This window comes from Ignavibacteriales bacterium (assembly GCA_016709765.1).
Taxonomy (GTDB): Bacteria; Bacteroidota; Ignavibacteria; order Ignavibacteriales; family Ignavibacteriaceae; genus IGN3.
The window spans coordinates 291,782-313,301 of the sequence record JADJMD010000008.1 but is presented as its reverse complement, the minus strand read 5'-3'; the positions used below and the strand labels follow the sequence as shown (position 1 = coordinate 313,301).

16 protein-coding genes and 1 pseudogene are annotated in these 21,520 nt (G+C 33.8%); 14 read left to right on the top strand and 3 right to left on the bottom strand.

From position 1 onward, the window contains the following. The first annotated feature begins 2 nt into the window (after nt 1–2). The 14 genes and pseudogenes from IPJ23_02785 to IPJ23_02720 all read left to right on the top strand — a co-directional run bounded on the left by IPJ23_02785 (nt 3) and on the right by IPJ23_02720 (nt 17,251). Entirely contained in the window at nt 3–179 is a 177-nt protein-coding gene (locus IPJ23_02785) for a hypothetical protein (protein ID MBK7629641.1), read from the top strand. Next, nucleotides 172–3,261, top strand: coding sequence for a TAT-variant-translocated molybdopterin oxidoreductase (locus IPJ23_02780; GenBank protein MBK7629640.1), 3,090 nt, complete (start codon nt 172–174; stop codon nt 3,259–3,261). Before IPJ23_02785 ends, IPJ23_02780 begins: the two co-directional genes overlap by 8 nt. 83 nt (nt 3,262–3,344) lie before the next feature. Further along, the gene (gene nrfD / locus IPJ23_02775) at nt 3,345–4,637 is read left to right on the top strand and encodes a polysulfide reductase NrfD (protein ID MBK7629639.1); all 1,293 of its coding nucleotides are present in this window, start codon (nt 3,345–3,347) and stop codon (nt 4,635–4,637) included. After that, nucleotides 4,630–5,796 (top strand): DUF3341 domain-containing protein, encoded by a 1,167-nt coding sequence (locus IPJ23_02770; protein ID MBK7629638.1) that lies wholly within the window; start codon nt 4,630–4,632, stop codon nt 5,794–5,796. Before nrfD ends, IPJ23_02770 begins: the two co-directional genes overlap by 8 nt. Before the next feature lie 142 nt (nt 5,797–5,938). Further along, the gene (locus IPJ23_02765) at nt 5,939–6,973 is read left to right on the top strand and encodes a quinol:cytochrome C oxidoreductase (GenBank protein MBK7629637.1); all 1,035 of its coding nucleotides are present in this window, start codon (nt 5,939–5,941) and stop codon (nt 6,971–6,973) included. 24 nt (nt 6,974–6,997) lie between these two features. After that, a complete protein-coding gene (locus IPJ23_02760) occupies nt 6,998–7,927 on the top strand; it encodes a cytochrome c (protein MBK7629636.1) in 930 nt (309 codons plus the stop codon). 11 nt (nt 7,928–7,938) lie between these two features. Next, the gene (locus IPJ23_02755) at nt 7,939–8,730 is read left to right on the top strand and encodes an SCO family protein (protein ID MBK7629635.1); all 792 of its coding nucleotides are present in this window, start codon (nt 7,939–7,941) and stop codon (nt 8,728–8,730) included. A gap of 8 nt (nt 8,731–8,738) precedes the next feature. Beyond that, nucleotides 8,739–10,402: pseudogene (gene ctaD / locus IPJ23_02750) on the top strand (cytochrome c oxidase subunit I). 53 nt (nt 10,403–10,455) lie between these two features. Then, nucleotides 10,456–11,019 carry a cytochrome c oxidase subunit 3 family protein gene (locus IPJ23_02745; protein MBK7629634.1) on the top strand — a complete coding sequence of 188 codons (564 nt, stop codon included), beginning with the start codon at nt 10,456–10,458 and terminating at the stop codon, nt 11,017–11,019. A 10-nt stretch (nt 11,020–11,029) separates the two neighbouring features. Next, entirely contained in the window at nt 11,030–11,335 is a 306-nt protein-coding gene (locus tag IPJ23_02740) for a cytochrome C oxidase subunit IV family protein (GenBank protein ID MBK7629633.1), read from the top strand. Between the two features lie 2 nt (nt 11,336–11,337). Further along, on the top strand, nt 11,338–11,988 hold the full coding sequence (gene coxB, locus IPJ23_02735; GenBank protein MBK7629632.1) for a cytochrome c oxidase subunit II: 651 nt from the start codon (nt 11,338–11,340) through the stop codon (nt 11,986–11,988). Between the two features lie 4 nt (nt 11,989–11,992). Continuing rightward, nucleotides 11,993–12,859 (top strand): protoheme IX farnesyltransferase, encoded by an 867-nt coding sequence (locus tag IPJ23_02730; GenBank protein MBK7629631.1) that lies wholly within the window; start codon nt 11,993–11,995, stop codon nt 12,857–12,859. A gap of 24 nt (nt 12,860–12,883) precedes the next feature. Then, complete coding sequence (locus IPJ23_02725) at nt 12,884–14,227, top strand: c-type cytochrome (protein MBK7629630.1); 1,344 nt, start codon at nt 12,884–12,886, stop codon at nt 14,225–14,227. 132 nt (nt 14,228–14,359) lie between these two features. Continuing rightward, nucleotides 14,360–17,251, top strand: coding sequence for a T9SS type A sorting domain-containing protein (locus IPJ23_02720; GenBank protein ID MBK7629629.1), 2,892 nt, complete (start codon nt 14,360–14,362; stop codon nt 17,249–17,251). Between the two features lie 58 nt (nt 17,252–17,309). Here IPJ23_02720 and IPJ23_02715 read toward each other — a convergent pair whose 3' ends face one another. The 3 genes from IPJ23_02715 to IPJ23_02705 form a co-directional block, all read right to left on the bottom strand. After that, nucleotides 17,310–18,821, bottom strand: a complete 1,512-nt coding sequence (locus tag IPJ23_02715) for an AAA family ATPase (GenBank protein MBK7629628.1) — start codon at nt 18,819–18,821, stop codon at nt 17,310–17,312. A gap of 7 nt (nt 18,822–18,828) precedes the next feature. Further along, nucleotides 18,829–19,929 (bottom strand): hypothetical protein, encoded by a 1,101-nt coding sequence (locus tag IPJ23_02710; protein ID MBK7629627.1) that lies wholly within the window; start codon nt 19,927–19,929, stop codon nt 18,829–18,831. Nucleotides 19,930–20,022: 93 nt separating this feature from the next. Beyond that, a complete protein-coding gene (locus IPJ23_02705; GenBank protein MBK7629626.1) occupies nt 20,023–21,474 on the bottom strand; it encodes a serine hydrolase in 1,452 nt (483 codons plus the stop codon). Nucleotides 21,475–21,520: the final 46 nt, after the last annotated feature.

The following is a 21,520-nucleotide window of genomic DNA, read 5'->3' as shown; positions in this document are numbered from 1 at the left end:
GTATGAATAGAAAAATTTTTTTTACATCAATCTCTTTGGGCGCTGTTGGATTTGCAATTTATAATTCATTTCCAATGAAATACTTTTCTAAACAGTCTGGTATTTTGAAAAATAAAATTGAAGTAAAAATTAATCCGCTTGCAGTTAGTAGAAAAAAAGTAGGTGAAAAGAATGTCTGAGTTTAACGCTGATCAAACAAATTCATCACAAAATCAAACACCTGATGTTAATTATTGGAGAAGTTTTGAAGCGCTCCACGATGATCCAGATGTTCTGGAAGCAAAAAATCACGAGTTTAAAGAAGGCGTTACTGATGATTTTTCTCCAGCAGGATTATCAGGTTTATCAAGAAGAAAATTTCTTGCTTTACTTGGGGCATCAGCGGCATTAGCCGGAACAGCTTGCACAGATTATCGTGATAAAGGTGAGATTGTTCCTTATAACAATAAACCTGAAGAAATAACAGTTGGCAAACCAAATTATTATTCATCAACATGTACATCTTGCGCAAATGCTTGCGGTATCTTAATCAAGACTCGTGAAGGCCGACCGATTAAGGTTGATGGAAATCCGGATCATCCCGTAAACCAAGGAAAAATCTGTGCAAAAGGGCAGGCAAGCATATTAAATCTTTATGATCCTGAAAGATTAAAGAGCCCACTAAAACAACGAGATGGTATTTTTAATTCTGTTAGCTGGAAATCGGCAGATACAGACATAATAGCGGCGTTGTCTTTTGCTGGAAGTAAAGAAATCGCACTTGTAACACACACTGTTACTTCGCCAACCTCATTAAAAGTGATGGAGGATTTTAAAGCAAAATATCCCACTACAAAAATTTATTCTTATGAGTTGTTTAACAATTCAGTGAAGAATTCGGCTTGGAACAAAACACATGGTTTTGCAAATTATCCTTTAGTAAGATGGAATGAAGCAAAAGTAATTTTATCACTTGAGTCTGACTTTCTTGGGACAGAAGGTAACAGAGTTGAAACTGCAAGATTATTTGCTGAAGGAAGAGATGTTGAAACAAAATCTTTTAGCAGACTTTATTGTGTGGATAGCAGTTTAACAATTACAGGTATAAATGCTGATTATAGATTACGATTAAGACCAGAAGCACAATATGAATTTGTGATGAGTTTAATGAATGAACTTGGTAATAAAGGTGTATTAAAGTTTTCGGTAAACACTTTTGGTTTTTCTTTAAACACATTTGCCTCAAAATATAGTCTTAAAAAAGAAATATTAAATCATTTAGTTTCTGATTTAGCTTCCAATAAAGGTAAAGCAATAATAGATGCTGGAAACTCTTTACCAGAAAATGTTCAGATAGCTGTTAACTTGTTAAATGAAGCGCTTGGAAATACAGCAATGTTTAGAAATGATTCTGCTGCAAACAGGTTGGTGGATTATTCATCATTACAGGATTTAGAATCACTTACACAAAAAATGAAAGATGGAAATATTGCAGCAATAGTGCATTTTGATTGCGATCCTGTTTACCATTTTTCAAATGATCTTGGTTACAAAGATGCTCTAGGTAAAGTTGGATTGGTTGTAAGTCTTTCCGAAAGAGAAAATGAAACAACTCATCTAAGTAATTTTGTCTTACCAATAAATCACAACTTTGAAAGTTGGGGTGACGCAAAATTACGCACAAGTGTTATTTCATTGCAGCAGCCTGTTATAGCACCAATTAACGAAACAAGACAAAAAGAAGCAATTCTGTTAACCTGGTTAGGCGGAACTGCGGACAACTATTCTGAAATGCTTTATCATGAATTTTTAATGAAGAATTGGGAAGATTCGATATACCCTAAACTTAATTCTAAATTAGATTTTAAACGATTTTGGCTTGGCGCTCTGCATGACGGAATTGTCTTAACTAACGAATCAGTTTCATTACCATCCTTATTAGCAAATACTACTGGATTATTAGGCGGAAGTGCAGCAAATATTAGTGGACATACAATTGTCATCAAAGAAAATTATTCTTTAGCTGATGGAAGATTTGCTCACAACGGTTGGTTGCAGGAATTGCCTCATCCAGTTTCTAAAATTACGTGGGATAATTATGCTGCCGTTTCAGAAAAAACATGTAAAGATTTAGGATTAAAAAATAATGATATGGTTGAGATTACTGTTGGTAATCGCAAACTTTCACTTCCTGTCTTTATGCAAGCAGGTTCTGCTGATGGAGTCATAACGATCGAATCTGGTTATGGAAAAAATTATTCAGGTACAGTTGCAACCAATGTTGGATTTAATGTAAATCAATTATTATCCAAAACATCAAATTTTTCTAATTGGATTTTTACAAACGCTTCTATTAAGAAAACAGGAGATACATACGAATTAGCTTCATCTCAGGAACATCATGCTTTTGATGATCCAAAAGTACAGGATTTACACAAATCAAGAAATATTATACAGGAATCTACAGTTGCCGGATACATTAAAAACTCACACGTGATTAAAGAAAAACATCACGGTGAACTAATTAGTGTTTATGACCCGCATCCATATAATGATTTGAAATGGGGAATGGCAATCGATCTTAATAAATGTACCGGCTGTGGCGATTGTGTTGTTGCTTGTAATGTAGAAAATAATATTCCTGTTGTTGGAAAAGATCAGGTTCTAAAAAGCAGGGAAATGCAATGGTTAAGAATTGATAGATATTATTCCGGCACTGCAGATGAACCAAGCGTAAGCATTCAGCCTATGCTTTGTCAACATTGCGATCAAGCCCCTTGTGAAAATGTTTGTCCTGTAGTTGCAACAAATCATAGCCCAGATGGTTTGAATCAAATGGTTTATAACCGCTGCGTAGGAACAAGATATTGTTCTAACAACTGTCCATTCAAAGTGAGAAGATTTAACTTCTTCAATTTCAGAGATCATTTTAGAGACAGTTATCAGGAAAGTCCTATTCTTGCCTTAATGCATAATCCTGAAGTTACTGTTAGATCACGCGGAGTGATGGAAAAATGTACTTTCTGTGTTCAAAGAATTTCTGAAGCAAGAGCAGATGCAACACATGAAACTCGAACACTTAAAGGAAGCGATGTTACTACTGCCTGCCAAGATTCTTGCGGATCAAACGCAATTCATTTTGGAGATATAAATGATAAAGAGTCAGAATTTTATAAATATAGAAATCATGAGCTTGGCTATTATGTTCTTGAAGAACTTAACATCAAACCAAATGTTACATACATAGCTAAACTAAGAAACATCCACTCGGAGGAAGTATAGTGAATATCGATTACTCCCATGAGGCTCCCACTGTAGCCGGAAGGTTAACCGTTGCTCAAATTGAAGAGCTGGTAGCGAAACCAATGGATACAAAGCCGAATAAAAAATATTTTATCGCGCTTTCCATTTCCGTTTCCTTGCTGCTTACGGGTGCAATCTTTTTAGCGTTTAGCCTTTATTATGGAACCGGACTTTGGGGAAATAATCAACCTGTGGGTTGGGCTTTCCCTATTGTTAATTTTGTATTCTGGGTTGGTATCGGACACGCAGGAACATTGATTTCTGCAATCCTGTTTTTATTAAGACAAAAGTGGCGTACCGGTATTGCAAGGTTTGCTGAAGCAATGACAATTTTTGCAGTTATGTGCGCAGGAATATTTCCTGTCATCCACACTGGTCGTCCATGGTTAGCAGGTTATTTGTTACCATATCCAAACCAGCATGGTTTATGGGTTAACTTTACTTCGCCACTTGTTTGGGATGTTTTTGCAGTTTCAACATATTTTACAGTTTCATTTGTTTTTTGGTACGTTGGTTTGATTCCTGATTTTGCAACGATGAGAGATCGTACGGCATCAAAGATAAGAAAAACTATTTACTCAATATTTTCTCTTGGTTGGAGACATTCAAATAGACATTGGACGCATTACGAAAAATCTTATATTTTACTTGCAGGATTTGCCACACCGTTAGTTCTTTCTGTTCACACAATTGTAAGTTTTGATTTTGCTGTTTCAATTTTGCCAGGCTGGCATACAACAATCTTTCCACCATACTTTGTAGCAGGCGCTATTTTCTCTGGATTTGCAATGGTTGTTACAGTTCTTGTTTTTGTTAGAAAGATATTTGATCTACAGCATATAATTACTTTAGACCATCTTGAAAAAATGAATAAAGTAATTTTGTTAACTGGAATGATGGTTGGTTATGCATACGCAATGGAGTTTTTTATTGCCTGGTACAGCGGTGTACAAGCCGAAACTTTTGTATTTATTAACAGAGCATTTGGTCCTTATGCCTGGGCTTACTGGATTATGGTCAGCTGCAATGTTATTGTTCCACAATTTTTCTGGTTCAAAAAGATTAGAAGATCTGTTCCAGCAATGATGGTGATTGTAATATTGGTAAATGTTGGAATGTGGTTTGAAAGATTTGTAATAACAGTTACATCATTAAGCCGGGATTTTTTACCGTCAAGCTGGGCATATTACAGGCCAACAATTTTTGATCTGGGAATCTTGCTTGGAAGCTTTGGTTTATTTTTCACTTTAGTTATACTGTTTACAAAATCACTACCAGTCGTTTCAATTTCGGAAGTTAAAGCTGTTTCTGATGGTGCTCAGCCAACTCTACACGGAGGTGCTGATCATGAATAATAATCAAAAAATATTTGGTATTGCAGCAACTTTTAAAACTCCTGATGAGATTATTAATGCAGCAAAAAAGGTTACGAAATCCGGTTATACTCAATTTGATGTAAACACTCCGTATCCGGTTCATGGTATGGATGCGGCCATGAAGATTAAACCATCAAAGTTGGGTTTTATTACACTCATAATGGGATTATCAGGAGCCGTAATTGCATTATTTTTAATGTACTGGACAATGTCGGTTGATTATCCATTGGTAATCGGTGGCAAACCATTTTTTGCTCTACCTGCATTTATACCCGTTACATTTGAGCTCACGGTTTTACTTGCAACTGTTTCAACAGTTATCGCCATGATTGCATTGTTCTTTAGACTGCCGGATAATAAACATCCATTGCACGATACAGAATATATGAAGAGCGTTTCTTACGATAAGTATGGCATCGTAATCGAATCAACCGATGCAAAGTTTGATGAAAATGCTGTAATGGATTTTTTGAAAAACTTAAATCCTTTAAAGATTGAAGTTATCTATTTCCCCGAAGATGTTGCTTATCCTATCTTTCAGCCAAAGTTTATAATGTTTCTGATTGGAGTAGCTATTGTTGTTTCTGGTGGCACTTATGTGACGCTGAATAAACTTATTTATATGACACCTTACAATTGGATGATGGATCAAGATAAACTTAATCCACAAAAACCCAGTGAACTTTTTACAGATGGACGTGGAATGAGAACACCAGTAGAGGGAACAGTTGCAAAAGGATTTATTCCTTATCCATATATGGGTCAAACAAATCCAACCGAAGTTTTATCAAATCCAACATTGCCAACAAAAGAAAACATTGCACTTGGTAAAGCAAAGTTCTTTACATATTGCTCCCCCTGCCATGGTTATTTTGCGGATGGTGACAGCAGACTTAGAGGACAATTTCCGAATCCACCAACTTTGCATTCTAGACGTGCAAGAGATTTTAGTGATGGTATGATATATCACATTATAACCAACGGACAAAATGTAATGCCTTCTTATGCTTCTCAAATTACAAGAGAGGAAAGATGGGCAATCGTAAATTATGTAAGAGTTTTGCAGAGAGCTAAAAATGCAAGCGACTCTGATTTAATTGAGATGAATAAGGAGACCGGTAGCAATGTCACAAACTGATTTTCATTACCAGAAAAAAGATTTACCCGCCGGTTTATCAAAGATTGGACTTATACTTTTTGCCGTTGGTTCAGCGTTATCATTGCTTGCTTTTTTTGTTGATCAGGAAAGAGCAATATTTAATTACCTTGTTACTTATCTGATGATTGTTAGTATCGGGCTTGGATCATTATTTCTGATTGCATTAGAATATATCGCTGGTGCTGATTGGAGCACTCCTTTTAGAAGGATTATAGAATTCTTTGCCGCACTTTTACCGGTTCTACTAGTTCTTGTTGTTCCACTATTAATATTCAATCACGATCTGTTTCATTGGGCGCATAAAGAAGCTGTTGCGGATGATAAAATCTTACAAGGCAAAGCACCGTATCTAAATATTACTTTTTTTATCATTAGAACGTTTGTGTTTATCGGATTGTGGAGTTTGTTCTATTGGGTGATGACTAAAAATTCCAGAAAGCAAGATCTTTCAAAAGATCAAACACTTACAAAAAAGAATATTCGTCTGGCTGCTATCTTTATTCCTGTGTTTGCTTTAAGCCTAACATTTACAGCAATAGATTTTATGATGAGTCTTGAACCACATTGGTTCTCTACAATTTTTGGAGTTTATTTCTTTGGCGGAACTGTTGTTGCTGCTTTAGCTGCAATTACTTTTGTGATCGTAAAGCTAAAAGAAAAAGGTTACTTCGGCGAATGGATGAATGATGATCATCTTTTCAGTTTGGGTGCGCTGCTATTTGCTTTTATTAACTTCTGGGCATACATAGCCTTCTCTCAATTCATGTTAATCTGGTATGCTGATCTGCCGGAAGAAACTTTTTGGTTTATAACTCGCTGGAATGGTGGGTGGGTTTTCTTTTCACTTGGTTTAGTAGTGATACATTTTCTTGTCCCATATTTTGCGTTACTTAGTCAGCCATCAAAAATGAATCCTAAAAGATTAAAATTTATAGCAGTTTGGCTACTATTTGCACACTTGTTTGATTTGTTCTGGCTTATCATGCCAAACATGGGCTCTATGAAAAACGGTTATTATTTTAGTTGGATTGATTTAGTTTTTCCAATAGCAGGTACAGGCTTAGTTATTCTGGTTTTTTACTATAAAGCTAAAAAGGAAAACTTGATACCAATTGGTGATCCAAAATTAAAAAGAGGAATTGATTTTCATCTCTAAAAAAAATGAGATTTAAGGTTTAATATGAAAGATTATATTTCAGGGATAAAAAATAAGATTGCTGGTGTTACTCAAAACCCGGGCGCAGTTTTTGGAATGTTATATCCCTACATAATTGTTGTCGGAATAATTATTGGCATTTATTACGTTCAAAATCTTGAAAACATTTCAAGACAGAGTGTTCCTCCGGTACTATCTGATACAACCATCGTTTCTGATTTACAAGTTAAGAATGCAATGGATGTTCCACCAATTAATATTATGGATGTAAAAAATTCAACTCCTGAATTATTAGCCGAAGGTGAAAAATTATATAAAACAAATTGTGCTTCCTGCCATGGAGAAAACGGAGTTGGTGGAGGTACTGCGTCAATGGGATTAAATCCAGCGCCAAGAAATTTTACCTCTAAGGATAATTGGAAAAATGGAACAAAATTATCTAATATTTACACAACACTGCAAGAGGGATTACCGCCTAGTGCTATGATCGCTTATGAATTTTTATTACCTCAACAAAAATTTGCTTTAGCTCATTTTATAAGAACAAGTTTTATCCCAAATCCTGCTGCAGATTCTGATGGTGACTTGCAAGCTTTGGATGCTACTTATAATTTATCCGTCGGCTTGCAGCTTCCTGCACAAATACCGGTTAAGAGTGCAAGTTTTTTAACGATCGAAGAAAACAAGTCTGTAAATAATAGAATTGATACAGTCCTATCTACGATTAATAAATATAAAACAGAAAATGGATATAGTGTTTTTACAAAAGTTGTAAAGAATAAAAAAATTGCAATCTCTTTTCTTACAAATAATACGGGCTGGAAACAGAATGAAAATAATTTTGTAAGCGTTGTAATAAATAATGTTAATCAAAACGGATTTAATGGTTTTGTATTTAATCTTAAGAATGATGAATGGAATTCTCTTTATAGTTTTATGTTAAAATTGATTTAAGTTTAGTATTTATGAAAATATTTTTTTTATCGATTATCTTTTTTGTTTTTGCATTTATTGTTAAAGCAGATGATAAAAAAATAGAAGTAGGAATTGATGAGCAACTTGGTAAATCAATACCCTTACAAGAATCATTTGTTGATGAAAACGGTAACAAGGTTTTATTAAAAGATCTATTTACAAAACCGACAGTTCTTGCTTTTGTTTATTATAATTGTCCTGGGATTTGCAGTCCGCTTTTGATGGAATTGTCTGATATTATTAATAAGTCAGATTTAGTATTGGGTGTTGATTATAATATTGTTGTGATAAGTATGGATCAGCTTGAAACTTCGAAAGATGCTTCTATACGCAAACAGACATTCTTAAAAGTTCTTGATAAAAATATTCCTCCTGAAAGCTGGAGATTTTTAACAGGGGATAGTGCAACAATAAAAAAAGTTGCTGATGCTTCAGGATTCTATTTTAAGAGGCAAGGCAAAGAATTTTTACATTCTGGTGCGTTTATTTTTGTGGATAACACCGGAAAAATTTGCAGATATCTTTTCCCAAGTTTTTCTGAAAGAAGTGGATTTGGAATATTACCTTTTGATTTTAAAATGTCGGTTATTGAAACATCAGAAGGAAAAGTAACACCAACTATTGCAAAAGTTTTACAGTTCTGTTTTAGCTATGACCCTGAAGGACAAACTTATGTTCTTAACTTTACAAGAATATTTGGATTTGGAATTTTATTTTTAGTTGGAATTTTTATCGTGTACTTACGTGTTAAACCTAAAAAAGATTTTATTAAAGCGAGGTAATTTTATAAATGAGTGAAGCAATTGCAGTTCCTGCAAACGGAACGCATCCAAGTTTTTTGGATTATCAAGGAAAGCATAAAGGTTTGCTTGGTTGGATTCTTTCAACCGATCATAAAAGAATAGGAATATTATACCTTATTGCAATACTTTCTTTTTTTATGGTGGGTGTTACTTTTGGATTTCTAATGCGATTAGAACTAATTGCACCGGGCAGAACCATAATGGATGCTCAAACCTATAATTCATTTTTTACACTGCACGGTGTAATTATGATTTTCCTGTTTGTTATTCCTGGCATTCCAGCTGTATTCGGAAACTTCTTTCTTCCAATATTGATTGGTGCTAAAGATGTTTCTTTTCCAAGGTTAAATTTATTGTCATATGGTATTTATATGTTATCGGTGGTCTGCTTGCTGTTACTTCAATACTATTACCTGGCGGTCCTATCGATACTGGGTGGACGTTTTATATCCCTTATAGCGTAAGAACAGGTACAAATGTTAGCTTGGCTTTGTTTGCTGCCTTTGTTTTAGGTTTTTCCTCGATACTTACTGGATTAAATTTTGTAACCACAGTGCATCGATTGAAAGCTCCGGGGATGACTTGGTTTAAAATGCCACTTTCTGTTTGGTCATTCTATTCCACAGCATGGGTTCAAGTATTAGCTACCCCAATAATTGGTATCACATTGCTCTTAGTGATTATTGAAAGAGCTTTTGGTGTTGGTTTATTTGATCCTGCTCTTGGCGGCGATCCTGTTTTATTTCAGCATTTATTTTGGATTTATTCTCATCCGGCAGTTTATATTATGATTCTTCCTGCGATGGGTGTTGTTTCTGAAATTATTCCTGTTTTTGCGAGACGAACAATTTTTGGATATAAATTTATCGCTTTATCAAGTGTTGCAATTGCAGTTTTCGGATCACTAGTCTGGGCACATCATATGTTTACAGCCGGAATGAGCAACACAGGACAATTTATTTTTTCTTTACTGACTATGGTTGTAGCAATTCCAAGTGCAATAAAAGTTTTTAATTGGACTGCAACTCTTTATAAAGGATCAATCGAACTCTCAACACCTTTACTTTTCGTTCTTGCATTTATATTCCAATTTACCATAGGTGGATTAACTGGAATTATGCAAGGTGTTCTTTCTGTTGATATCATGATTCACGATACATCTTTTATCGTTGCACATTTTCACTATGTAATGTTTGGTGGAACAGGTTTTGGATTGTTTGCAGCACTGCACTACTGGTTTCCAAAAATGTTTGGAAAGATGTATAATGAACGAGTTAGTAAAGTAGCTTTCTGGCATTTGTTCGTTGGATTTAACACTCTATATTTTCCGATGTTTATTATGGGATGGCTTGGAATGCCAAGAAGATATTATGATTATCTTCCGGAATTCCAGACCTATCATGTAATCTCAACTATTGGATCGTGGATAGTTGTTGCCGGAATTCTAATAATGTTCGGCAATCTTATAAAATCTTTGTTGAGTGGTAAAAAAACTACTGAAAGAAATATTTGGGGTGGGGAAACACTTGAATGGCAAATTGAAACTCCGCCAATTCACGAAAATTTTATTGACATTCCGGTAGTAACAGATACACCATACCAATACAAACAAAATGAAGTTGACTCTCTAAAAACTCAGGAGGTTAAGTGAGTTCTCAAGAACATACAGTTGCACATGTACATCGTGATGATATTGGTGCCAGAATGGGTATGTGGCTTTTCCTTTTTACAGAATTAGTTTTGTTTGGAGGTATGTTTATACTCTATTCAATTTATCGTTATCAATATCCTGAGGCATTCCATCTTGCGGCAAAAGAATTAAACACCATTGTTGGAACTTTTAATACTGCTATCCTTCTAACAAGTTCTTTAACAATGGCACTTTCAATTACTGCAATCCAAAGAAAACAAAAATCATTGTCGGTATTTTTTCAATTCATCACCATTATACTTGCGCTTGGATTTATGGTAAATAAATTTTTCGAATGGAGCGCTAAATTTCATCATGGTATTTATCCCGGATCGGATACACTATTATCAAAACCTGCTGGTGAAATTGTCTTCTTTGGTTTGTATTATGTGATGACAGGTTTACATGGATTACACGTTATTATAGGAGTTGTTTTAATTGGTGTAATGATGCGGTTTACTTCAAAAGGAATTATTAATGATGATAGTTATGTTAAATTAGAATCAGCTGGATTATATTGGCATCTTGTTGATATTATCTGGATTTTCTTATTCCCACTTTTCTATCTGATAACTTAAGGATTTGCTAATGGAACAAAATCAGGAAATACATTCAGAACACGGCCATGGCTACGGAGTGTACATTTTAGTTTGGCTCGGATTGATGACACTTACAGGTGTTACTGTGGCGGTAGCAGGTATTAATTTTGGCGGACTAACAATTGCAACTGCACTTATTATTGCTTCAATTAAAACTTATTTAGTGCTCACAATTTTTATGCACTTAAGAAGTGAAAGTTTAACATTTAGAGTGTTTGTAGGTGTTGCGTTACTGTTTCTAATAGTCTCGTTTATTTTATTATTCTCCGATTATTCTTTTATCGTAAGGAATTAAATATGTTTAATGGTGCATCCAATTTTTCGCATAATGTTGATGCTGTTTTTCTTTTTACGTTGATTGTATCAGTCTTTTTTTTGGTGCTTATCACCGGATTGATGATTTATTTTGTGATAAAATACAATCGTAAAAAAAATCCTAAAGCAACAAATGTACACAGCAATGTTGGGTTGGAAATTGCATGGACTGTAATTCCTACTATTCTTGTATTGATTATGTTTTGGTATGGATGGGTTGGGTATTCTGATATGTCGGAAGTCCCTAAAGATGCGCTGCCCATAGAAGTTACAGCGCAAATGTGGAAATGGGGATTTAAATATGAAAATGGAAAAACATTTGACTCATTATATGTTCCGGTTAATAAAGCAATCAAACTTAATCTTACTTCATTGGATGTTAATCATGCATTTTATATCCCAAAGTTTAGAATAAAAAAAGATGTTTATCCAAATCAAACAAGAACTGTTTGGTTTAAAGCTGATGAGTTGGGTTATTTTGATATCGCATGCGCAGAGTATTGTGGATTAAACCATTCTTATATGTACAATAAAGTAAAAGTTATTACTGAAGCAGATTTTAATGTGTGGTTAAACACAAATTCTGATTCTACTAAAATGACTGATTCAACAATTAACGGTGCAGGCAACTAATAATTTGAAAAAACAATTTCAAATATTTACTGAAATAACAAAACTTAGAATTACTATTTTTGTGACTATCACAACTATGTTTGGATTTATTGCTGCTACAAATTCTATTGGTGTTAATATCTTATTACCAACAATTGGAATTCTATTGCTTGCTTGCGGATCAGCAGCATTAAACCATTTTCAGGAAAGAAAAACTGATGCAATGATGGATAGAACAAAAAATCGTCCGATTCCATCCGGGAAAATTTCTGCTTCATCAGTTCTGACTATATCGTTATCCCTAATTATTTTGGGATCATTATTATTATTTATTGGAAGTGGACTATTAACATTAGCATTTGGATTGCTTAATCTTATCTGGTACAATGGTGTTTATACACCTCTAAAAAAGATTTCTGCACTTGCAATAATTCCGGGTTCACTTGTTGGTGCCATTCCACCATTAGTTGGCTGGGTTGCTGGCGGCGGTTACCTTTTTGATCCGCAAATAATCTTAATATCCTTCTTCTTTTTCATCTGGCAGATACCTCATTTTTGGTTGCTGTTAATGGTATTGGATAAGGATTATCAGAAAGCCGGATTTCCAACTTTAACACAGATATTTAATCAGAGGCAATTAGGAAGAATTACTTTTATTTGGATTGTAGCAACAGGAGTTACTGGATTGTTGATTCCATTATTTCAAATATCACAGAATGAATTTATAAATTACAGTCTATTCATTGCTGCACTTTGGCTAGCATATAAATCGATAAACTTATTACATCAGACACAAGAAACATCAGCTTTTAGATTTGCTTTTAGAAGCATTAACTACTTTGCTTTGTTTGTAGTGCTTGTTGTATCAATTGATAAACTTTTTGTTTCATAAACCAAAAAAACAAAGTGAACTGTTATGGATTTTTTAGATAAATTAGTTTTACCTCAATCAGCGGAACATATTGAACTGCTTCACTATATGTTGATACTAATTCTTGCACTCTTTGTACCGTTTATCAGCATAATTTTTGGCGGCACATTTGCTTCTATTCATTACGGTAAAAAGTTTAGAAAAACTAAAACGCTCTATTATAAAAAGTTTTCAAAAGACGTAATTGAATATGTAACCGTTAACAATGGCGTTGGCGTTATTTTAGGAATTGTTCCACTTATAGCCGCAATTTTAATATTTGCTCAACTTTTACATACGTCTCAGATACAAACAGTAAGTTTTCTTGCATTATCATTAGCTTTAATTATTGTTGCTTTGTTTATGATTTATACTTACCGTTATTCTATGATGGTAAGCAATGTTTTTGATTCAGTAAGCGCGACCCAGATTACAGATAAATCTGCAGAAGAAGATTATAGAAAAATTAAAGCAACCTCATCATATTTAAGTTTAAACTATGGCAAGGCCGGTCTAGTATTTTTATTTATTGGATTGTGGTTCTATGTTGCCGCCATCACCTCAGCAACAACATTTACAAGTTGGAATTTTCCCGGTCTAATAACTTCTTTAGCAGCGCCCAAAGTTTTGTTAAACTTAATGATCTTCATCGCTTTTGCTTTTACTCTTACAAATGGAGCTATTTTATTTATACATCTTTACTGGAATGAATCTAGAAAGAATGAGGATCCTTTATACACTAAATTTGTTAAAGACACTGCATCCAAAGCTGGATTAAGAGCTTCAATCCCATTACCCATTTTAATAGCGATTAATCTGTTTTCATTTTCAAACTCAACGTTATCTGGTTCTATATTTATCTATACAATTATAAGTGTGTTGTTAATATTCCTTGCATATCATCTTTTCTATATGATCCAATTTAAAAATGATTATAGATTCGGTTCATTAATTTTCTTTATTTTAATATTTGCATGGATTGCATTTATTGTTAAAGATCAAAAGGCTATGACAAATGCAACTGAAAAGCATTCATTAGTGTTGAGTACAGAGTATGATAAAATTCTGGCCGAACTTAAAGGGGAAGGCACTGTTGCGACAGTAAGTGGAAAAGAAATATATGATGTAAGATGTGCAAGCTGTCATAAGTTTGATCAAAAACTTGTTGGACCGGCTCACTTTGATGTATTACCAAAATATATTGGCAAAGAATCACAACTTGTTGCCTTTATAAGAAATCCAATCAAAGTGGATCCTGCATTTCCGCCAATGCCAAACCCGGGATTAAAACCTCAGGAAGCTGAAGCAGTTGCCAAGTACTTACTTGATGAGTTTTCTAAAAGAAAGTAAAGAAGTTTTATTAAAAATTTGAATTGTATCGACCGCAATTTATGGCTTGAAAATCCCGCTTAATATCTTTATCTGGGTAATAACTTAAATAGAATATTTAAATAATTTGTTTCATTAAATTACGAGGAAATAATGCTAAGAAGGACTTATACAATTATCTTGGCAGTTACTCTGCTTAGTTCAATAATGGTTTTTTCTCAGGTATCTTATACTGGTCCAGTTACAGGAAGTGTATCATCGGGAGCTATGGTAAACACTGGAACTTTTGTTGATGCACCAATCGGAAATATAGAAAAAAGAATTAATGATAAAAATCTAATCTATCCCATCTCGGAACCGATGATAATTGAAAATGATGGGTTAAACATTTTTCAGCCAACTTATGTTGAAGATTCAAATGTAATTGACAATCCGAATGGAATAGGGGACAATACTTTTTTAATAGAAAATTGGAATATAGCCTTAGATAATAATGTTATTCCACCCGATCCTACAATAGCTGTTGGTCCAAATCATGTCATGGTCCTTACAAATAATGGTGATGGAATTCGGATTTATGATAAACAAGGAAATCTATTAAAATTAATTAATTCAACTCAGTGGTGGTCTGCTGTTTGGCCATCGCAGAGCGGAGATCCCCAAATTATTTATGATCATTATGCAGGCAGATGGGTAATGGTATTTATGCAGGTTGATGATGTTGCCCAGCAAGCTGCAGATTTAATAGCTTATTCAGATGATTCAGACCCATTTGGAACTTGGTATATGTACCGTTTACCATCTACTCTGTGGGGTGATTTCCCTCAGATTGGTTTTGATGACGAAGCGATTTATATCTCAACCAATAATTTTTCTTTTGCTGGTGTGGGACAGTATCCAAAAATCAGGATCATATCTAAAGCAGAATTATATGCTAGTAATGCGGGTGCTCTTAGTTATAAAGATATTTGGAATATTAGTATTCCAAATTCTGGCTCTGGTGCTTGGAGTTTACGTCCATCATTTCAATATTCTCCTGCAGGAGGGCATTATATGATTTATGTAAATAGTAATGGTGGTAATTTTTATTCAGTTTATAAAATATCCAATGTGTTGACTACACCAACTTTAACAGGCGTTAACATAAGTGTCCCATTTTTCGGACCAACACCGCTTGCTAATCAACTTGGTGGCGGCAGTCCATTGCTTGAATCAGGTGGAAGTAAAGTTAGAAATGCTCCAATATTTAGAGAAGGTTATTTATATACTGCTCATTCTATACGTAATAGTGTATACCCAAATTACTCCAGTATCAAATATGCGAAGATTGATGTTGCATCAAATTCCGTGGTTGAAAGTGCCGAGCTTGGTGCTAATAACTATTTTTATTTTTACCCTGCTTTAGCTGTGGATAAGGATGGCAATGTTGTGATAACCTGTTCAAGATCTGGCGATAATGAGTATGTTGGAGCTTATTATACATCAAGAAGAGCAACTGATCCGGCAGGTCTGAGTAATTCATATACATTACAAGAAGGATTGAGTAATTATGTTAAAACATTTGGAGGTACAAGAAACCGATGGGGAGATTACATGGGAATCTTTTTGGATCCAGCGGATGAGTATAGTTTCTGGATGTTGACCGAATATGCCAGTAGCGGTAATAATTATGCTACAGCCGTTGGACAGGTTAGATTGCAACCTTATTCAGGTATTTATACATATCAAAGTGAAAGTTCTCTCGATTTTGGAACAAACGAAATTGGTTTCACAAGTGATACATTGGAAGTAATCCTGTCTAATTATGGATCTGAACCTTTAATAATTAATTCTATTCCAGCATCACAAGGTGACTTTACTCTGGTTTCCAATAATATATTTCCAGATACTTTAAATTCTTTTGATTCTGTGGTTGTAAGCTTCACATTTAGCCCTTCATCATTTGGAGCACAAACGATTAATTACAGTATTTCTAATAACTCTACAACTTTAACAGGAATTGAGTTAAATGGTTTTGGATATGAGATGTTTACTGCTGTAAGCAATAATCTATACGGCTTGTCCGGCTCGCAAAATAATAATGAAACAGTTTTTATTGATAAAACAACAGGAACAGGTACTAATTTAGGTAACTCCAATTATTCTGATTTTGTTTATATGGCTGTACATCCATTTACTAATCAGATTTTTGGTATTAGAACAAACTCAGTCAACTCTTCGCTATACAGAGTTAATGGTCAATTGGGTGATGCATATTTTTATCAGGATTTAGATTTGCCTAACATCCTATCCATTGCTTATGACAATACAGGCAATCTATTTGCTACAACTACTTCGAACGAATTATATCAGATTGATACTCTAGCTGGTACCTCAACATTAATATCTACAATGCAAGCTTCACGTATTGCAATTGCATTTAATCCGTTAAATAATGAGATATGGGGATCTGTTAGAAATCCTATTGGAACTCCAAAAGATAGAATTATAAAAGTAAATTTAGCTACCGGTGACACAACAAGAATCGGACAAACAGGATTTGGCATAAATACTACTGCTCTGACATTTGATAGAACTGGAAATTTATTTGGTGTTAAAGGAACTGGTACTACAATTAGTGATTTATTTGCAATAGATACACTTACAGCAGTTGGTACACTTGTAGGAAGCATCGGTCTTGCAGATGTAAAATCTATTGGTTTTAGTTTAGCTAATATTACTTCAGTTGAAGAAGTAATGGATATAACCCCGGCAGATTTTGTGCTTGAGCAAAACTATCCAAACCCATTTAACCCAAGTACACAAATTAAATTTTCACTTCCTGTAAACTCAAATGTTAAGCTAGTAATATTTAATTTGCTTGGTGAAACTGTACGCGAAATTGTTAATAACGAAATGACTTCTGGAGTTCACACAGTTCAGTGGAATGCAAATGATTTTACTGGTAAGAAAGTTAGTAGCGGAATATACTTTTACAAATTAGATGTAAATGGTATTGATGGTAGTGAGTATAGTCAGGTTAGAAAAATGATGTTGTTGAAGTAAATTCCAATTATTTAAGTTAAAAGCTGGATTTGTAAATCAAATCCGGCTTTTTTTATATCTACTTAAAATAATCAGGATCGTCTTCAGGATCTAATTCTTCAACATCACTCATTGAAAACATGCTACTTAACATATCTTTAAACTGAAAACCTGAATCTAATCTCAATTTACTTAGTTGCGAATATTCTGATAAACCATGTAAAATAAACTCCATATAAAGTAGAGATAAATTTTCATCTGCGTCAGGTTTATTTTGTTCAACAATTTTTTGCAATCCGGGAATACTAGTGAGAACTTTTTTATACTCATCATTTGTTGCATTAGATAGAATATCAACGACATTATTTTTTGCAAACCATGTGGTAATTAAAACATAAGGATTTTGCTCTTTTCTTTTCTTGAGCAATTCAGGGCTTGGAAAATTTTTCTCAAATACACTTTTTATCGCTTTACTTATTAAAATATTCGCGACTTTTGCAGGCCCCTCTTGCTCGCCTTCAAACACCAATTCTACTTTACCAGTAATTGCAGGTATTACCCCAACTATATCACTAATTCTGCAATAAGCTTTAGGCTCATTATTAATTATTTTTCTTCTTTCTGCAAAGCTTAAAAGATTTTCGTATGCTGAAATTGTTAGTCTTGCTGATACACCGCTCTTTTCGTCAACATATTCACTGGACCTTGCTTCAACAGCAATCTGTTCAATTATTTCTTTTACAAGTGGGGACACTACTACTGAAGAATTTTGTTGATCAGTAATATCAGATTCCTGCTCAGTAATCCTTTGTGAAACCGAAATTGACTTTGGATAGTGAGTGATAATCTGGCTGTCAATTCTATCCTTTAATGGAGTAACAATTGAACCTCTGTTCGTGTAATCTTCTGGATTGGCAGTAAAAATAAATTGTATATCTAGCAGCAGCCTGATTTTAAATCCACGGATTTGTATATCACTTTCCTGCAAAATATTAAATAAAGAGACTTGTATACGAGCCTGCAAATCCGGTAATTCATTTATTACAAAAATTGATCTGTGAGATCTTGGAATTAGACCGAAATGAATTACTCTTTCATCAGAATAGGGAAGTTTAAGTGTGGCAGCTTTTATTGGGTCTACATCGCCAATAAGATCTGATACCGTTACATCTGGTGTGGCAAGTTTTTCAGTATATCTCTCAGATCGATGAATCCATCTGATCTCAGTTTCATCACCAAGTTCTTTAATTCTTCTTTTTGTTTCATTTGCAATGGGTTCAAGTGGATCCTCATTCAAGTCGCTTCCTTCAACTGCTGGAATATACTCATCAAGCAGATTGACAAGCAATCTAGCTATTCTGGTTTTTGCTTGTCCTCTTAATCCCAACAATAAGATATTATGTCTGGATAGAATAGAAGTTTGCAGTTCAGGCAAAACGGTCTCGTCGTATCCAAAAATCCCTTCAAATGGGTCAGTATTATTTTTTAACGCATCAATCATATTTTGGCGCAATTCGTCTTTTATCGATCTTGGCTTGTAATTTGTTTTCTTTAGATCACCAAGAGTTTTAATTTTTGAAATATCTATCATAAATAATTTACCTTACTCTTTTTTTTCTGTTTCTTATATAGTCTTCAAATACAAAGTCACCCAAGCCCGAGAGACTGCTGTAAAATGCTCTTCCATTATTAGTTTGTGTAAATTCTCTAACAAACTTTTGTAAATAAGGATCGCGTGCAATCATAAAAGTTGTAATTGTAATTCCCATTCTTCTGAATTTTGCAGCCTGATCTAAAGTCTTATTGAGTATTTTACGATCTAAACCAAAACTATTTTTATAATATCGTGCCCCTTCCTTTAAGCATGTAGGCTTTCCATCAGTTATCATAAAGATTTGCTTGTTATTGGTTTTTCTTCTTCGCAATATGTCTCCGGCAAGATCTAAACCTGCAACAGTATTTGTATGATACGGACCGACTTCAAGATATGGTAAGTCCTTTATAGTAATTGACCATGCATCGTTGCCAAAAACTATTATATCTAAAGTATCTTTAGGATATCTAGTAGTTATCAATTCTGAAAGAGCCATAGCAACTTTTTTAGCGGGAGTTATTCTATCCTCACCATACAGTATCATTGAGTGAGAGATATCTATCATCAATACAGTTGATGTAATAGTTTTATAGTCCCGCTCTTCAACTTCCAGATCGTCTTCAGTTAAATTAAACTCATCAATTCCATGATTTATTTGTGCATTTTTAATGGAATCAGTCATATCAATTTGTTCCATTAAATCACCAAATAAGTATTGTCTCTTTTCAGAAGTCGGCTCATCACCGTGTCCGGAAATAAAGGTCCTGTGATTGCCCTTCATCGATTGTCTAAGCTTTCCGAAAATTTCTTCTAGCGCCTGTTTTCTAATAGTTCTCTCTGACTTTGATGTAGGAATAAAATTAAGCCCCGATTCTTCATTCTTAATAAAATTATTCTTCTTCAAATCATCTATAAAATCACCCATGCCATAATTATCATCGGTCAGATTATATTTCCGGTCTAATTCATTCATCCAGCTAAGCGCTTCATTAACATCACCAGATGATATAGTTAACAATTGAAGAAACACCTTCAATAGATTATCAAATGAAGAATCAACCAGATCCAACTTAGGATCATATTTTGTAAATCTATATCCAATCATAACAGAATAACAGTAATATTATTAAAATGGTTCACATAGAGGCAGTTTAATTTAGAAGGTTAGATACTAAAAAAATATTATATCGGAAATGACTTATTTATTACTCAATCTCTTTACTAGACTATTTATTCTGTAATTCGAATTGTCTATCTGTGAAGCCAAACGATAATATCTTAGTGCAAGACCAACATTATTATCCTTTAAATACGAGTCAGCGATAGAGACTAAAACTTTAAATGATTTTGGATACAACTTTAATACTTCTTTTAAATAGATAATTGCATCTGGAGTTTTATTTAATTCTATCAAGTCAGAGGCAAAAAAGATAGCCTCATCCTCATTTAGTGAATATTCTTGTGGTTCATCTTTGTATATAAAAATTAATTTACGATTAACGCTATCAATGTCGAAGGATAAATAGGTTTTCATCAATTCTTCTGCTAATGTTTTAGTCGGTTTTATCATCACTCCTGAAGATAACATTTCTAAAATATCTTTTGCGGGTAAACCAAGATTTCTGTCTCTTATATTTATCAAGTGCACGCTGGCATATTTTAATTTTAGATTTATAAGTAACATAGAACTGAAGCCTGTTCCAGCACCATTGTGTGAAATGTTTTTTAATGAATCATTTTCAAATGTCAATGAAAATCCTAGACCATAATCAATTTCTTTTCCACTCTTTAGTCTTGATTTTCTAACCATCATATCAAATGTTGATTGCTTGAGCAATTTGTTTTCTAATATAGCCTTTGCAAACATTAGCAAATCTTTAGATGTTGAAAGCAATCCACCTCCGGCAACTTTAACACTAAGATCAGCTAATGGGGCATTTACTATATTACTTTCTGCATTTTTCTCATATCCTCTTACGCGGTTCTGAATAATTTCACGCTGCTTATCAATTAATGTTGAATTCATCTCTGCCGGCAATAAAACATTTTTCTTCAAATAGTTTTCATAGCTAGTTTTACTTACCTTTTCTATAATAGCAGCCAGAATAGTATAACCTAAACTTGTGTATTCATATTTTGTCCCCGGTTCAAAGTTTAGTGAATCATAAGCGAATAATTTTAGAGCTTCTTCCGTTGTAGCATAAAATTTCTTACTGTCAAATTCACCCTCTTTATAATTTCTGATTCCGGATGTGTGATTTAATAGCTGTCTGATTGTAAATTTATATTTCTTTACAGGAAAAGTTGGAATATATGTTCTAGCATCAGTATCAAGGCTAATAAGACCGCGTTCCCATAATTGTAATATGGCAACGGCTGTAATTGGTTTACTGATAGAGGCAATTCGGTATAAAGAGGATGAGGTAACCGGGATATTATTTTCAAGATCAGCATTCCCAAAACTTCCAAGCCAAGTTACTTTATCTTTTTCCAACAAGCCAGCAGAGATAGAAGGAACCTTTTTTATTCGTATATAATCAACTAAATATTCATCAAATAGCTTAATCCGATTTTCTTGTGAGAATGAAAAATTGCTATATACTGATAAATATAAAATTGCTATCAGAAATTTTGTGAGAATTGGTTTCATCTTTTGTAGTAATTACTAGATTTACTATAAAAATTGCTATTCAAAA